The sequence below is a fragment of the Glycomyces luteolus genome (assembly GCF_027622875.1).
Taxonomy (GTDB): domain Bacteria; phylum Actinomycetota; class Actinomycetes; order Mycobacteriales; family Micromonosporaceae; genus Glycomyces; species Glycomyces luteolus.
In genome coordinates, this window is record NZ_JAPZVP010000017.1 from 1 (window position 1) to 15,006 (window position 15,006).

Below are 15,006 nucleotides of genomic sequence, written 5' to 3' on the forward strand. Positions count from 1 at the left end.
CGTTGGGCGAGCGGCGCCATCCGCGGGAACCGGCGACGGCGCTGTCCAGGGGGACGCCCACACTCTTGCGGCTCTGCGCCTAAGCGGGGACGCCGGCCCACCCACCCTCATCCGCTCTAGTCGGATACCGCAGTCCTACCAGTAGCTGTTCATGTCTGCCACTACGCATGCTTTGTGGACGAATCGTGCAATCACGCCATCACGCGGGGTTAGCATCCGATTTTGACCGCTTTCCGATACGAAGCGGTTCACCGGAGCATATGGAGGAGCAGCATGGCGCACTTCGCGGAGGAAGTCGAACCGCGCAGGCAGGCAGGCGGGAAGGTCTGGTTCATCGGCATCCTGGTCGCCGTCGCGGTGCTGGTCGCCGCGTGGCTGGTCTATCGCGCGTCGACCGCCGCGTTCTCCGATCAAGCCCAGGTCGGCGGCGGCGTAGAGACCGCGGGAGCCCCGGACATCGCCGCGGAGATCACCCAGGGCGGCACCTCGTCGACCGCGTTCGACCTCGCCGGACTGACCCCCGGTGACAGCAAGACCGTCGTGGTCAAGGCGAGCAATGTGGGCTCGGTGCCGTTCGACTTGAAGCTCTACTCGTCGGGCTTGAGCGACGACAGCGGCGGATACCTCTCCGAACAGCTCGACCTCACCATCAGCAGCACCGGCGCGGCTTCAGCGGTCACGACCACGCTCGCCGAATTCGGCAGCGCCACCGACTGGGCGAGCGGCCTCATGGAGGACTCCATGGCCGCCTCCGCCTCGATCGACTACACGTTCGAATTCACGCTCAACTCCGGGGCGACCAACGACGCCGCGGGCAAGAACGCGAGCATCACACTCGTCTGGGAAGCCCAGACGACGAGTTGATGGACCGGGTCCGCAACCGCGTCGAAAGGGATCTGGCGTACATCGAGCGGATGCCCTGGCCCACGGTCGTGCGCCTCGCGCTGTGCCTGGCCACCACGGTCCTCCTCATCACGCTGGTGGTCATCGCCTTCGTGCCGCGCCCGTTCGGCTTCCAGGGGTCCACGGTCATGAGCGGCTCGATGGAGCCGCTCATCTCGGTGGGCAGCCTGGTGCTCGTCTCGGAGATCGACACGGACGAGCTGCGTCCGGGGCAGGTCATCTCCTTCGTCAACCCGGCCGACCCCGAGGAGCGGCTGCTGCACCGCATCCTGCAGATCAACGACGACGGCACGTTCGTCACCAAGGGCGACGCGAATTCCAGCGCCGATTCGACCCCGGTGCCGCCGGAGAACGTCATCGGACTCGGACGAATCCTCGTTCCCTGGATCGGCCTGCCGGTCGTCTGGATCCAGGCCGGCGACTGGCCGTCAGTGCTCATCGCGGCGGCGTTCCTGATCTTCCTGGTGCGCGGCTCATTCCCGGCCCCGCTCATCCCCCGAGGGCAGGCGGGGACGCGCACTGTCGCCGAAGGGCTCGTGGCCGTGGTGGTCCTGGCCTCCGGCGGGTACCTCGTCGTGATGCGCGGTGGCGGGACCGAGATGTCCGAGTTCACCGCGGCCGCCGAAGCCTCGGGCGCCATTGGAACCGGCGAGTGGGACTCGGGTGGCGGCGGCGACTGCGGCGTGCACTGGGACTTCTACGGCTACCAGGGGGCCGGAGGCACGGCGACGGTCTACAACCACTCCGACTTCGAGATCGTCTATCCGTGGCAGCTGAGCTGGACGTTCACCGCCGATCAGATCGCGGCGGCCAGTCCCAACGGCGGAACGGTGGAGCAGTCGGGCGCGTCGGTGGTCTACACCAGCGCCGATTGGATGGGGCCGGTGCCCGCGAATGGGACGGCCTACATCCAGACCCTCAACATCACCGGAGGGGGCGAGTACGACGATCCCGAGGACACCTGGGCGATGGCCGTCCCGAACGACTTCGCGCTCAACGGGACGGCCTGCGAGACCGTCCCGTGACAGCACACCGCGTCAGCGGTAGGCGGCCTCCGAGGGCTTCGGGGCCACCGCAATGGCCCAGATGCTGAAGACCGCGAGGGCGATGATCAGCAGCGACCAGAACGGATAGAACGGCAGATACAGGAAGTTGTTGATGAGTACCAGGCTCGCCAGCGTGATGCCGAGGACCCGCGCCCAGGTGGCCCCGGTGAAGAGCGCGCAGCCCACCAGCGCCGTGATCACGCCGAGGATGAGGTGGACCCAGCCCCAGGCGGTGGTGTCGACGTTGACAACGTAATCCGCGACTTCGGTGTAGAACTCATCGGTGGCTATCCCGAAGATGCCCTCGATCGCCTGCCAGACGCCGATCATGATCATGCTGATCGCGGCGAACACCATGCCTCCGGCGGCCCAAGCCGCCTTCGTTTCCCCGTCCATCTCGACCTCCTCGTGAAGGACTTTGCCCTCACGGTAAGCCTGATTCGTCCGTTTTCCAGGTGAAACACGGAAGTTTCCGCCGGACCGGACGCCGGGCGCCGCGTGCGGCGCCCGGCTTCCTCGGTCAGGAGAGGCTGCGTTCAGGAACGACCGCGCTCAGGAAAGGACCTGGTCGAGTGCTTCGAACCAGTTGGCGGCGAGCTTGACGTAGCCGTCCTCGTCGGGGTGGACGCCGTCGTAGGTGTCGACGGCGGGGTCGAAGCCGGTCCACTGGTCGACCACGACGATCGGGGACTCGGCGGTGGTGTGCTCGGCGGCCCAGGCCGGGATCGTGGCGTTGAAGTCGATCGCGCGCTGCGGGCAGTCGGTGCAGCCGAAGGACGCGTCGGGGTGGAGCGGGATGATCTGGGCGACCAGGATGACGGCGTCCGGGTTGAGTTCGCGCAGGTCCGCGACGATCTGGGTGTAGGCCGCGAGGATCTGGGCGGGCGGGATGTTCGACCAGACGTCGTTGGTGGCGAAGTGCATCATGAGCACGTCCGGGGTGTTCTGCTCGAGCCAGGCGCGAACGTTGCCGTTCGCGACGGACTGGGTGACCTGGAAGCCGCCGTGCCCTTCGTGGTCGGGGTCCGAGCCCGCGGGGTTGCAGGCCTGGGAGAGGGAGCCGACGAAGTCGACCTCGTGGCCGGCCTTGTCGAGGAGGTCCCAGAGGTTGCCGCGCCAGCAGCCGGGGCTGCCGGTGATGGAGTCGCCGAGCGGCATGATCCTGACGGCTTCGCCGGGCGGGTCCTCGGTGGGCGTCTCGGTCGGGTCGGTCGGGGTCTCGGTGGGGTCGACCTGGCCGTCGCAGAGGTCTCCGTTGACCGAGATGGCCTGCGGGGCGGCGGTACTGCCGGAGCCGATGAAGCCGAAGACCTCGCGGGTCTGGCCGGAGCCGATGGCCGCGTTCCAGCCGACGTCGGCGCCGGTGAAGTCGGTGCCGGACTGGTCCCAGTCGACGTTCCAGGCGCTGGAGACCTGGGTTCCTGCCGGGAAGTCCCAGGTGATCTCCCAGCCGTCGATCGGTTCGGCGGCGGTGACCGCGACGTTCGCCTGGAAGCCGCTGCCCCAGCTGCTGACGATCTTGTACTCGACTTCGCAGCCGTCTTCGGCGTGCGCCTGGTTGGCGGTGGCGATCGTCAGCGCCCCCGCGCCGAGGGCCGCGACCGCGGCGGTGGTGAGGGCCAGCCGCCTGCTTCGTTTACTTCGCATATCGCTACGTCCTTTCGGGAGCGCTCCCGGTGATCGTAGCTAGCTTTAATTTACACAGTCAAGTATATGAATGTGCCGCTCTCGCGGGATCGCTTGCCCGGCGTCGCGGAGTACGCTCCGATCAGGAGCGGAAGGGGCGGGACGTGGCGAGTGGTGCGGAACGCGTTCCGAACGGCCTCGACGACGCCGCCGAGGTCTTCACGAGCGTGCGGCCGCGCCTGTTCGGCATCGCCTACCGGATGCTCGGCAGCGCCGCCGAGGCCGAGGACCTGGTGCAGGACGTCTGGCTGCGCTGGCAGGCGTACGACCGCGCGAAGGTGGTGCACCCCGGCGCGTTCCTCGCGACCACCACGACGCGGCTCGCGATCAACGCACTCGAGTCGGCCCGGGCGCGGCGCGAGACCTACATCGGGCCGTGGCTGCCCGAACCGGTCGACACCGAGGCCGATCCGTACCTCGGCGCCGAGCGCGGCGAGGCCCTGGAGTTCGCGGCGCTGCTGCTCATGGAGAAGCTCTCCCCCAACGAGCGCGCCGCGTACGTGCTGCGGGTGGCCTTCGACTATCCGTATGCGCAGATCGCCGAGATCCTGCGCTCGAGCGAGGCCGCCGTGCGGCAGCTGGTGAGCCGGGCCCGCAAGCACATGGCCGGAGGGCGGCGCGCGCCCGTGCGACCGGACGCGCAGCGCCGCCTCCTGTCCGTGTTCCTCGCCGCCGCGAAGTCGGGCGACCTGGACGAACTCGAGCGGCTGTTCGCCGCGGACGTGACCAGCCTGTCCGACGGCAATGGCGCGCACCAGGTCTCGCGGCGCGCGATCGTGGGCCCGATGCGGGTCGCGAAGTTCCTCGCGGCCATCGCGGACTGGTTCTGGGAGGCCGTCGAGATCGAGCTGGTCGACGTGAACGGCCAGGCCGGCGCGGTGCTGCGCCGCGACGGCGAGATCTACGGGGTCGTCACCGTCAGCGCCTCGGACGCGGGCATCCACCAGGTCCTGTGGATGGTGAACCCCGAGAAGCTGCGGGCGCTGCCGCAGCGGGGTTGAGGCGGGCCCGCGCGGGCGCGGGCCCGCACCGGCTAACGCGCGAGCCATTCCCGGTAGGAGGTCTTCGCGATCACGGCCTCCCCCTTGGGAACCAAGGCGTCGCCCTTGACCGCGGCGAACATCCCGGCCGTGTCGTCGGTGACGACCGTGCGCGAATCGCCTTGGGCCGCAAGGGTGATCCGACCGAGCTCGTCGAGCGCGAACACCTCGGGCCCGGCCACGTCGCGCGTGCCCTGGAGCGGGGCGCCCGCGGCCGCCTCCGCCACCGCGGCCGCGATGTCGGCTGCCGCGATCGGCTGGACGGGCGTGGCGGGCAGCCGCACCGCGGTGTCGTCCGAGGTCCAGGACATCACCGCGTCCATGAACTCGAAGAACTGCGTGGAACGCACGATCGTGTAAGGCACCGGCCCGGCCTTGAGCAGATCCTCCTGGAGTGTCTTGGCGCGGTAGTAGTCGAGCTCCGGCACCAGGTCCACGCCCACGATCGAGAGGATCACCGCGTGCCCGACTCCGGCGGCGTCGGCGGCTTGCAGCATGTTGTCCATGCTCTGCTGGAAGAACTCGAACGACGCCTCGTCGAAGGTCGGCGAGTTCGTCAGGTTGACCACCACGTCGGCGCCCTCCAGCGCCTCCGGCATGCCCTGCCGGGACAGGACGTCGAGCCCGGTGGACGGCGAGTGCGGCACCGCCTCGTGCCCGCGGCCGTTCAGGATGTCCACGACCTGCGATCCGATGCGCCCGGTACCGCCGATGACAGCGATCTTCATATTTTCCTCCTGTTCGCGGGGCGGTGGGCCGCCCCGATACGAGCTAGGACAGCGCAGGCCCCGGGTTTGTGACAGGAAAACCGGGAAAACTCAGGCGCCGGGAGGGCGAGGCTCCTCGGTTCTGCCCGCCCACCAGCCGATCGCGTGGCGGATGTGCTGGCGCATGAGGGTCTCGGCGGCGCCCGTGTCACCCGCGGCGAGGTGGTCGAGGAGGCGGTGGTGCTCGTCCGCCGAGACGTGCAGGCGGCTCGACTCGACCATCGAGACGAGGCCGACGAGGCGGGTGCGCTCGCGCAGGTCCGCGATCGTCTCGACGAGCACGTCGTTGCCGAGCAGCGCGGTCAGTTCGAGATGGAAGCGCTGGTCGGCGAGGAGATAGGCGTGGAGGTCGCCCGTGCGGGCCCCGTCCACGATCGCGTCGGCCTGGGCGCGGAAGCCCGCCAGCCGCTCGGCCGGGAAGTCCCCGGCGACGCGGGCCATCGCGGGCGGCTCGAGCAGCAGGCGGATCTCGACGATGTCCTGGAGCAGTTCATCGCTCACCGCGGTGACCCGGAAGCCCTTGTTGCGCACCGTCTCCACGAACCCGCGGGTCTCGAGGTCGAGCATCGCCTCGCGGACCGGCGTCGCCGAGACCGCGAACCGCTCGGCCACTCGGGGCACGGTCATCAGCGTTCCCGGTGCGAGCTCGCCGGAGATGATCGCGAGCGAGAGCATCCGGCCGATGCGCACGCGCAGGCTCTCGCCGGGTTCCAGGCGGCGGTCGCTCATCGAGCGCCGTCCTGCCCGGGGATCACGAGCCGCCGCCGCGGTTCCTCGTTGCCCGCTCGGTCGGTCGCGGCGTACTCGATCACCTGCGGCTCAGGGCCGATCGCGCGCACGAACGCCTCCTGGAAAGTCCCCCAGAACGTGCCCGGGCCCTCCCATTGGATGCGCTCGACGCCGGAGACCTCGTCGGCGGCGTGCAGGGTGATCTCCCAGCTCGATCCGAGTTCCTTCACGGTGGCCCGCGATTTCGGCGGGGTCGTGTCGATGCTCAGTTCGCGGCCGGTGGTGGCGGTGCGGCCGCCGCTGTCGCGGACGCGGGCCTCGATGTACTGGGCGCCTTCGGCTTCGACCGGGAAGGGCGCCGTATAGGGCTGCCAGTCGCCCTCGCCGAGGCGCCATTCCAGTCGGAATGGGCCCGAGTCGGCGGTGTCGGCTTCGAGGGCGTGGAGGCGGATGGAGGGCGCGGTCGTGTACCAGCCCGAAGGGGCCGGTTCGCCGAGGATCTCGACGGCGACGGCGGGCATGCCGGTCTCCATGCCGCCGAACGCGATCTCGGCCTCGTGCGACCGGACGTACATGTGGTATCTCGTGTCCAGCCCCGACCAGCACGGCTCGAACGCGACGCCGTCGAGCGTCACGACGCCCTCCGCCGCGAGTTCGGCGAGCAGTTCGGGCCCCGTTCGGTCCGTGATGAGCCCTTCGCCGTCGCTGCGGGCCGCGAGCGGGAACGGGAGCGGGGTGGTCAGCTCCGAACAGGCCAGGAGGAGCGTCGGCCCGAGGAAGAGCGCGCATTGCCGATCGTCATCGGGCATCGGTTCGGCGCGGAGCCGGGCCGGGGTGGTGAGGTGGAGTTCGTCGCCGGATCGCCAAGCCCGGGTCAGCGACACATACGCACCGGGGACCGGGGTCGCCCCGGTCGGCCCGCCGTTGAGGCGCAGCTCGAGATCGCCTGCGGCCCAGGAGGGGACGCGCAGGTGGACCGTGCGTTCCTCGGCGGCCGCGCCGTCGAACGCGAGCGTGACGCCCTCGCCCAGCGGATAGCCCGAGCGGAGCCGGACGCGGAGCCCGGCTTCCCTCCAGTCGAGTTCGGAGTCGATCGGCAGGTTCACGTAGAGGTCGACCTCACCGTGGAAGTAGATCGTGTCCTGGTACTTGACGTGGTTCTCCAGGCCGGTGCCGCCGCAGCAGGTGCCGGTGTTGCCGTACTCGCGGAACGCGCCCGGGTGGACCGGGAACATGTAGGTGACCTCGGGGCTGACGTCTGAGGAGGCGGCCCGGCGCGAGCCGAGCACGTGGTTGAGGACCGTGCGCTCGTAGTAGTCCATATAGGCCGGATCGCGGGTGTGCGCGAAGAGCCTGCGCGCGAGTTTCAGCAGGTTGTAGGCGGCGCAGGTCTCGGCGTTGCGATGGCCCACGTCCCCGGCCACCGTGTCCGGCGGACCCCACAGCTCGCTCTCGCCGGTGCCGCCGTGCGCGTACATGCGGCCGGGCACGATCTGGTCCCAGATGCCCTGCGCCGCTTGGAGGTAGCGCGGCTCGCCGGTCTGCTCGTACTCGTCGACGTAGCCGATGAGCTGGGGCAGATGCTGGTTCGCGTGCATGTCCGTGAGGATGTCGGTGCCCGCCGCGCCCGCTTCGAGCACGTGCTCCTGGTCGAAGAACGAGGCGGTCTCCAGGAACAGCGGCACGCGTGCCGCGACCGCGAGCCGGGCCAGGGTCTCGTTCATTCCGCCGAACTCCCCCGCGATGTACAGGGACCACATCTTCTGGCGGCGTTCGGGAGCGAGGCGCGACAGGCGGTGGTGGACCCAGTGTCCCATCGCGGTGGCGATGGGGAGGGCCTGCTTGCTGCCGGTGAGTTCGTGGGCGTCGAGCAGCCCGGCCATGAGCTTGTGGCAGGTGTAGTAGGGCGCCCAGATCTCGCCGTACGGGGCGTAGTCCTCGAGGCGCGCGAACTGCCATTCGCCGTAGGCGGCAAGAAAACCCGGGTGGGAGTAGCGCCCGGTCGCGGCGAGCGCGGACTGGACTTCGCCCAGGCCCATGACGAGTCCGTCCACCTTGGCTTTGAGGACGGGATCGCGCTCGCCCGCCGCCGCGATGGCGAGCATGGAGAGGAAGTGCCCGGCGTAGTGGCCTCGCAGGAGGTTCGCGGTGGGCGCGTGCTCGCGGCCGGGGTAGTCCGCCTCGCTCCATGCCTGTTCCGCGGGGTGGCCGAAGTCCTCCCAGTTGCCGGGCGGGGCGGCTCCGCGAGTGTCGAGTCCGGCGTTGCGGCGGAAGACGGCGAGGAGGCGGTCGACGGGGTAGACGCGCGCGAGGTGCAGCATCTCGTCGCGGGCGCGGGCGAAGACGCTCGCGTCGTCGACGCGGACCGCGCCGAGTGCGAAGGGCCGCAGGCGGGGAGGCACCGTCATGCGGCCTCCCGCAGGCGGGCCTGCGTCCATGCCTCGACCCCTGCGGCATCGATCGGGAGTGCGCCGGAGAGGACTTCCGCGCCGTCCTCGGTGACGAGGAGGTCGTCTTCTAGGCGCACGCCGATGCCGCGCAGCTCGGGCGGCACGGTGAGGTCGTTGGCATGGAAGTAGAGGCCGGGTTCGACGGTCATGACGACGCCGGGTTCGAGGTCGGCGGCCATGTAGTCGTCGTATTCGGCGTGGCTGCAGTCGTGCACGTCGAGGCCGAGGTGGTGGCCGATGCCGCAGGCGAGGTAGCGGCGGTGGAACTGGCCCTCCGGGGAGAGCGACTCGTCGACCGAGACGGGGAGGAGGCCCCAGTCGTGGAGGCCTTGGGCGATGACTTCCATGGCAGCGAAGTGGAAGTCGAGGTACTGGACGCCGGGGCGGATCTGCGCCATGCCGGCGCGGTGGGCTCGCTCGACGAGGTCGTGGACTTCGCGCTGCTGCGGGCTGAAGGTGCCGCTCGCGGGGAGGGTCCGGGTGACGTCGGCGGTGTAGAGGCTGTCGGCTTCGACGCCCATGTCGAGCAGGAGCGCGGCGTCGGGGAGGACGGGGCCGTCGCAGCGGACCCAGTGGAGGATGGGAGCGTTGGGGCCGGAGCCGACGATCGTGGTGTAGCCGACGCCGTTGCCGTGGGTTCGGGCGTGGCGGTCGAAGGTGCCTTGGAGCCAGCGCTCGCCGAGCCCCTCGCCTGTGCCGTCGCCGATCGCGCGCGGGATCTCGCGGGCGACTGCGGCGAAGCCCTCCACAGTGGTGTCGACGGCGAGGCGCATCTGCTCGATCTCCCACGCGTCCTTGACCATGCGGAGGACCGAGAGGTGGCGGTCGAGGAGTTCCGAGGGTTCGAGTCCGTGGTCGGCCGCGAAGGACGGGTCCACCGTCTGGATCGTCAACGCGCCCTTGAGGTCGGCGTCTTCGAGGTCCCGCAGTGGTGCCACGTCGATCTGGAGGGCTTCGGCCCAGGCGGGCAGGCCGGGTGAGGCGCCGACCCAGAGTTCGCCGTGGTTCATGTCGCGGAAGAAGCCGGTCTCTCCGGGTCGGAAGGGCGGCGGGATGTGGAGGCGGGCGTCGTGGCCGCCGGGGCGCGGGGTCATGACGAGCGCGGCGTCCTCGGCCTGGCAGCCGGTGAGCCACACGAAGTCGCTGTCGGGGCGGAAGGCGTAGGTGTTGTCGTCGTTGCGGGTGGGGGCGGTGCCGGAGTGGACCACGATCATCTCGCCGGGCAGGCGCTCGCTGAGGCGGCGGCGATGTGCGTGGGCGGCCTCGGCCGCGCCCGCGACCGGGTTCGCGGGGACCGGGTCGGTGGCCCAACCGGTGGCGATGTGGTCGGTGAACGCCTTGAGCTCGGCGATCCTCGGGTAGCGGGTGCCCGCGTAGGGCGGCCTTGCGTCGGTCATCGCCGTTCTCCTCCACGGTCGCGCACCAGCTCCCGGAGGCGGGCGAAGACCCGCTCGGCGCCGATGCCGTCGTGCTCGTATTCGTTGGTGACCCACGCTTGGGCGTTGCCGAGGCCGCGCAGGGTGTCGAGTTGCAGTCCTGAGTCGACGAACATGTCGTCGAAGTAGACGGCCGCCGCGACCGGGACCTCGTTGGCGCCCAGTCGTTCCGGGTCGAGGATCGGGCTCCACTCCTTGCGGGCGGCGAGGGCGTGCACGGCAGGGCCGAAGCCGCGCAGGAGCCGGACCTCCTCGAACATCCAGGGGAAGGCCATCTCGCCGGTGAACGGGAGCGGCCGCACACGCTCGTCGAATTCGGGGCGGCGGTCACGTTCGCGCTGGGCGGCCCACGCCGTGGGGCCGTTGGGCCCGTCGCCGTAGATGGACTCCTGGAGGGTCCAGAAGAGCGGGTTGGCGGCGGAGGAGGTGCGGGCGAGGACGGCGGCGAGGAAGCCTTCGGAGAGGCGGTCGCCCCTGACGAAGGCGTCCTCGACGAGCCAGTGCATGCGCTCGAAGCCGGGTTTCATGCCGAAGTCGTTGCCGAGGGACTGGAAGCGGCGCACGGTGAGCACGTCGCCGTCCGGTAGCAGGACCGGTTCCGCCGCAAGGCGGTCGGCGATCCTGGCGACCGCGTCGACGTCCTGCGGGTAGCGGCGGTAGTACTCGCGGGTCTTGGCGGCGACGCGGTCGAAGGTGCGGCGGTAGACCTCCTCGGCGCTCATCGGGTTGCCGGGGATGCCGCCGCACACGTACGCGGCGGCGAGGGCTTCGGGCTTGTGGGAGAGGTAGGCGAGGGTGAGCCAGCCGCCGTAGCTCTGCGCGAGCGTCGCCCACTTGCGTCCGTTGTAGATGGTGGCGCGGACGTGCTCGAGGTCGCGGACGATCGAGTCGGCGCGGTAGTGCGCCAGGTGATCCGCGCCAGTCTGGCCGTCCATTACGGACAGTATCTGAGCGTCGAGCGGAGTGCTGCGGCCGGTGCCGCGCTGGTCGACGAGGACGATCCGGTAGTGCCCCAGCGCCTCGGTGATCCATCCGCTCGGCTCGAGCGGGCGGGGGTTCGCCCCGCCGGGGCCGCCCTGCAGGTAGGTGAGGAGCGGGAGGTCGTCGCCGCGCTTCTCGGGGTCGACGAGCTCGCGCACGAAGACTTCGATCTCGCCGTCCTCCGGGTGCCACCAGTCGAGCGGGACGGCCGTGTACCGCTCGCGCACCCAGATGCCCGGCAGCGCGTACTCCACTTGGGGCTCCTTCATGCTCCGGGGTCCTCTCGTTCGCGGCGGGCCTGGTCGTTCCGTCTTCTCGCCGCGTCCCACTCCGGCCGGATGCGCGGGACGGCGGCCAGGAGCTTACGCGTGTACTCGTGCTGCGGCGAGCCGAACACGGCGTCGCGGTCGCCGGCCTCGACGATCCGGCCGCCGTTCATCACCGCCACGCGGGTCGCTATCTGCCGCACGACGGCGAGGTCGTGGGCGATGAACAGGTAGCTGAAGCCCTCCTCGTCCTGGAGGCGTCTGAGCAGGTTGATGACCTGCGCCTGTACCGAGACGTCGAGGGCCGACACCGCTTCGTCGGCGATGATCAGCTTGGGCGACACGGCGAGCGCGCGGGCGATGCCGATGCGCTGGGCCTGCCCGCCCGAGAACTGGGCGGGGAAGCGCGTCGCGTGGTCGGGGTCGAGGCCGACGCGCTCCATGAGCGCCCCGGCGAAGGCGCGCGCGCCACCGGGGATCGGGCGGCGCTGGTAGGCGAGCGGCGCGGTGACGATCCGCTCCACCGTGTGCTTCGGGTTGAGCGAGGAGTACGGGTCCTGGAAGACCATCTGCACTTCGCTGCGGAAACCGTGCAGCGCCTTCCCGGTGAGCGCGTGGACCTCACGGCCGTCGAACTCGATCGTGCCGCTCGTGGTGCCGATGAGCCGCGCGATGAGGCGCGCGGTGGTGGACTTGCCCGAGCCCGATTCGCCGACGAGCGCGAGGGTCTCGCCCTTGCGGACTTCGAGCGAGACGTCGTCCACGGCACGGAACTTCCCGGAGCGGCCGAGGAGCCCGCCGCCGGAGACGGTGAACTCCTTGACGAGATTGCTCGCGCGGAGCAGGGTCTCGGCGGACGAGGACTCGGTCGGCACGGTTTGGCGCGGCACGGTTTCGCCGGTCATCGGGCCTCCTCGGTGGTCGGCAGGGTGCGGAGCAGCCCGATCTCGTCGTCGATGCGCGGCACGGCGTCCAGGAGCATCCGCGTGTACGGCGCCTGCGGATCGGTGAAGATCCGCTCGGCCGGGCCCTGCTCGACGAGGTCGCCGTCGCGCATGACGACGAGGTGGTCGGTGACCTCGCTGACGACGGCGAGGTCGTGGGTGATGAGGATGAGCCCGGCGCCGGTGTCGGAGCGGATCTCGGCCAGGAGGTCGAGGATCTGGGCCTGGACGGTGACGTCGAGGGCGGTGGTCGGCTCGTCGGCGATGATGAGCTCCGGCTCCATGCTCAGGGTCATCGCGATCATGACGCGCTGGCGCATGCCGCCGGAGAACTGGTGCGGGTAGTGGTCGACCCGCTTCGCGGCGTCGCCGATGCGGACTCGTTCCATCGCCTCGATCGCGATGGTGCGGGCCTGGCGGCGGGTCACGCCGGAGCGGTGCGAGCGGTAGGCCTCCGCGATCTGCGTCCCCACCGTGTAATAGGGATTGAGGGAGGAGAGCGGATCCTGGAAGATCATGGCGATCCGGTCGCCCCGGTAGGAGCGCATCGCGCGTTCGGGCAGGTCGGTGAGCTCGGCGCCGTCGAACTCGATGGAGCCGGTGCGCTTGGCGCCCTTGGGGAGCAGGCCCATGATGGCGAGGCTCGTCATCGACTTGCCGGAGCCGGACTCGCCGACGATGCCGAGCGCGCCGCCGCGTTCCAGGTCGAAGTCGAGGGACTTCACGACCTCGTTGGGGCCGTGCGCGTTCGGGAAGCCCACGGTGAGGCCGCGTACGTGGAGCAGCGTGTCCGTCATGCCGAGCTCCCCACTCGCACTCGCGGGTCGATGGCCGTGTACAGGAGGTCGACCACCATGTTGCCGACGACGACCAGGAAGGCCGCGAGCAGGGTGACGCCCATGATGACCGGCTGGTCGTTCTTCGTGATCGAATCGGCGGCCATCTTGCCGATGCCGTTGAGCCCGAACACGGTCTCGGTGATGAGGGCCCCGCCGAGCAGGCCGGCGAAGTCCATGCCGAAGATCGTGACGATCGGCGTGAGGGCCGGGCGCAGCGCGTGCCGCCGCCACACCAGGCCGGGGCTGAGGCCCTTGGCGCGGGCGGTGCGCACGTAGTTCTCCTGCAGCGTCTCGATCACGTTCGCCCGCGTGAGTCTGGTGTAGACGGCGGCCATGCCGATGGCGAGCACGATCCAGGGCATCAGGAAGTTCTGGAACCACTGGAGCGGATCCTCCGAGAACGGCACGGCCTGCGGGAACGGCAGCCAGCCGAGGGTGACCACGAGCAGGAACTGGAGCGAGAGCGCCAGCACGTAGTTCGGGATCGACATGCCGGTGAGGGTGAGGCCCGCGATGAAGCGGTCGGCGAACCTGCCCTCGCGCACGGCGCTGAGCAGGCCTCCGGCGACGCCCGCGAGGAGCCAGAGCACGGCCGCCCCGATCGCGACGGTGGCGGAGACCGGGAGGCGCTGGACGATCATGTCCGTAACGGCCTGGCTCGACTGGAACGAGTAGCCGAGGCACGGTGCGGCGCAGTCGATCGCGTTCGGTCCCGTCCCGTACGCGCGGCCCGCGAAGAGCCCGGAGAGGAAGGTCCCGAACTGGGTCCAGAACGGCTGGTCGACGCCGAGGTTCGCGCGGATCTGGTCGATCGCTTCGGGTGTGCAGTTCTTGCCGCAGATCTGCACCGCCGGGTCGGGCGAGAGCGCGAAGAAGATCACGAAGGTGAACAGGCACACCAGGAACAGCACGATGAGCATCCCGAGCACCCGGTTGGCGACGAAGCGGATCATGCCGTCCCCTCCCCCAGCAGTTTGCGGATGCGGTCGCCGAGCACGGTGAAGGAGAGCACGAGCAGGAACAGGAAGGCCCCCGGGATGAGGAAGTAGGCGGGATCGACGGCGTACCAGGGCACGGAGCTCGCGATCATCTGGCCCCATGACGGGGTCGGCGGTACGACGCCGACGCCGAGGAACGACAGGCCCGCCTCGGTGCCCACGTAGCCGGGCACGGCGAGCGTGGTCATGACGATGATCGTGGAGGCGAGGTTCGGCAGGATCTCCTTGAAGATGATCTGGGCGCTGGTGGCCCCCGAGGCCTTCGCGGCCTCCACGAACTCCCGTTCCTTGAGCGACATGGTCTGCCCGCGCACGATGCGGGCCAGGTACGGCCAGCCGAAGAACGAGATCACCAGCACCAGCAGGATCTGGCGGTTCTCGGCGGGCAGGGCCGAGAGGACGGCGATCATGAAGATGAGCGCCGGGAACGCCATGAGGAACTCCATGACGCGGGAGATCACCATGTCGACGCGGCCGCCGAAGTATCCGGCGATGAGCCCGAACACGACGCCCAGCGCGGTGGTCAGGAGCGTCGCCGAGATCGCGATGAGCATCGAGACCCTGGCGCCGTAGACGATCCGGGCGAAGATGTCGCGCCCGTTCCCCGGTTCGACGCCGAACCAGTGGTCGGCGCCCATGCCGCCCGCGGCCCCGAGCGGGATGCCGCCCAGGTTGGGGTCGACGGCGTCCTGGTCGAACTCCAGGGGCCCGTAGCCGCTGATCTTCACCAGCAGCGGCGCGGCGACCGCCATCAGGACGATCAGGACGATGTAGACGCTGCAGGCCACGGCCGCGCGGTCGCGGAGGAAGGCGCGGGCGACTCGCCGCCCGGAGGCGGGCGGCGGGACGGGTGCGCCCTCGCGCACCACCTCACCGCCCGCCGCGCCTTCGACTTCGAGCTCAGTCGGAGTGAAGGTCATC

Annotated in this window: 14 protein-coding genes; 3 read left to right on the forward strand and 11 right to left on the reverse strand. The window is 70.0% G+C overall.

Annotated elements, in window-relative coordinates; genetic code table 11:
- Positions 1 to 273 precede the first annotated feature (273 nt).
- The gene (locus O1R50_RS19455) at positions 274 to 864 is read left to right on the forward strand and encodes a hypothetical protein (RefSeq protein WP_270111845.1); all 591 of its coding nucleotides are present in this window, start codon (positions 274 to 276) and stop codon (positions 862 to 864) included.
- A complete protein-coding gene (locus O1R50_RS19460) occupies positions 864 to 1,928 on the forward strand; it encodes a signal peptidase I (protein WP_270111846.1) in 1,065 nt (354 codons plus the stop codon). Before O1R50_RS19455 ends, O1R50_RS19460 begins: the two co-directional genes overlap by 1 nt.
- A gap of 12 nt (positions 1,929 to 1,940) precedes the next feature.
- Here the strand turns inward: O1R50_RS19460 and O1R50_RS19465 are convergent, their stop codons facing one another.
- Positions 1,941 to 2,345 (reverse strand): DUF7144 family membrane protein, encoded by a 405-nt coding sequence (locus O1R50_RS19465; RefSeq protein ID WP_270111847.1) that lies wholly within the window; start codon positions 2,343 to 2,345, stop codon positions 1,941 to 1,943.
- A gap of 156 nt (positions 2,346 to 2,501) precedes the next feature.
- Positions 2,502 to 3,596 carry a cellulose binding domain-containing protein gene (locus O1R50_RS19470; protein WP_270111848.1) on the reverse strand — a complete coding sequence of 365 codons (1,095 nt, stop codon included), beginning with the start codon at positions 3,594 to 3,596 and terminating at the stop codon, positions 2,502 to 2,504.
- A gap of 143 nt (positions 3,597 to 3,739) precedes the next feature.
- Here O1R50_RS19470 and O1R50_RS19475 point away from each other — a divergent pair, with 143 nt between their 5' ends.
- Positions 3,740 to 4,636, forward strand: a complete 897-nt coding sequence (locus O1R50_RS19475; protein ID WP_270111849.1) for an RNA polymerase sigma-70 factor — start codon at positions 3,740 to 3,742, stop codon at positions 4,634 to 4,636.
- A gap of 32 nt (positions 4,637 to 4,668) precedes the next feature.
- On the opposite strand, the gene O1R50_RS19480 is transcribed toward O1R50_RS19475, so the two are convergent.
- The 9 genes from O1R50_RS19480 to O1R50_RS19520 all read right to left on the reverse strand — a co-directional run bounded on the left by O1R50_RS19480 (position 4,669) and on the right by O1R50_RS19520 (position 15,005).
- Positions 4,669 to 5,403: an SDR family oxidoreductase gene (locus O1R50_RS19480; protein WP_270111850.1), complete on the reverse strand. Its 735-nt coding sequence runs from the start codon at positions 5,401 to 5,403 to the stop codon at positions 4,669 to 4,671.
- A 90-nt stretch (positions 5,404 to 5,493) separates the two neighbouring features.
- Positions 5,494 to 6,171, reverse strand: coding sequence for a GntR family transcriptional regulator (locus O1R50_RS19485; RefSeq protein ID WP_270111851.1), 678 nt, complete (start codon positions 6,169 to 6,171; stop codon positions 5,494 to 5,496).
- Positions 6,168 to 8,579 (reverse strand): beta-L-arabinofuranosidase domain-containing protein, encoded by a 2,412-nt coding sequence (locus tag O1R50_RS19490; protein WP_270111852.1) that lies wholly within the window; start codon positions 8,577 to 8,579, stop codon positions 6,168 to 6,170. Before O1R50_RS19490 ends, O1R50_RS19485 begins: the two co-directional genes overlap by 4 nt.
- Positions 8,576 to 10,018: an aminopeptidase P family protein gene (locus O1R50_RS19495; protein ID WP_270111853.1), complete on the reverse strand. Its 1,443-nt coding sequence runs from the start codon at positions 10,016 to 10,018 to the stop codon at positions 8,576 to 8,578. The genes O1R50_RS19490 and O1R50_RS19495 overlap by 4 nt, the downstream gene beginning before the upstream one ends.
- Positions 10,015 to 11,307, reverse strand: coding sequence for an alpha/beta fold hydrolase (locus O1R50_RS19500; protein ID WP_270111854.1), 1,293 nt, complete (start codon positions 11,305 to 11,307; stop codon positions 10,015 to 10,017). Before O1R50_RS19500 ends, O1R50_RS19495 begins: the two co-directional genes overlap by 4 nt.
- Positions 11,304 to 12,209 carry an ATP-binding cassette domain-containing protein gene (locus O1R50_RS19505; RefSeq protein ID WP_270111855.1) on the reverse strand — a complete coding sequence of 302 codons (906 nt, stop codon included), beginning with the start codon at positions 12,207 to 12,209 and terminating at the stop codon, positions 11,304 to 11,306. The genes O1R50_RS19500 and O1R50_RS19505 overlap by 4 nt, the downstream gene beginning before the upstream one ends.
- Positions 12,206 to 13,045, reverse strand: coding sequence for an ABC transporter ATP-binding protein (locus O1R50_RS19510; protein ID WP_270111856.1), 840 nt, complete (start codon positions 13,043 to 13,045; stop codon positions 12,206 to 12,208). Before O1R50_RS19510 ends, O1R50_RS19505 begins: the two co-directional genes overlap by 4 nt.
- Entirely contained in the window at positions 13,042 to 14,040 is a 999-nt protein-coding gene (locus O1R50_RS19515; RefSeq protein ID WP_270111857.1) for an ABC transporter permease, read from the reverse strand. Before O1R50_RS19515 ends, O1R50_RS19510 begins: the two co-directional genes overlap by 4 nt.
- Complete coding sequence (locus O1R50_RS19520; protein ID WP_270111858.1) at positions 14,037 to 15,005, reverse strand: ABC transporter permease; 969 nt, start codon at positions 15,003 to 15,005, stop codon at positions 14,037 to 14,039. Before O1R50_RS19520 ends, O1R50_RS19515 begins: the two co-directional genes overlap by 4 nt.
- Between the last annotated feature and the right edge of the window lies 1 nt (position 15,006).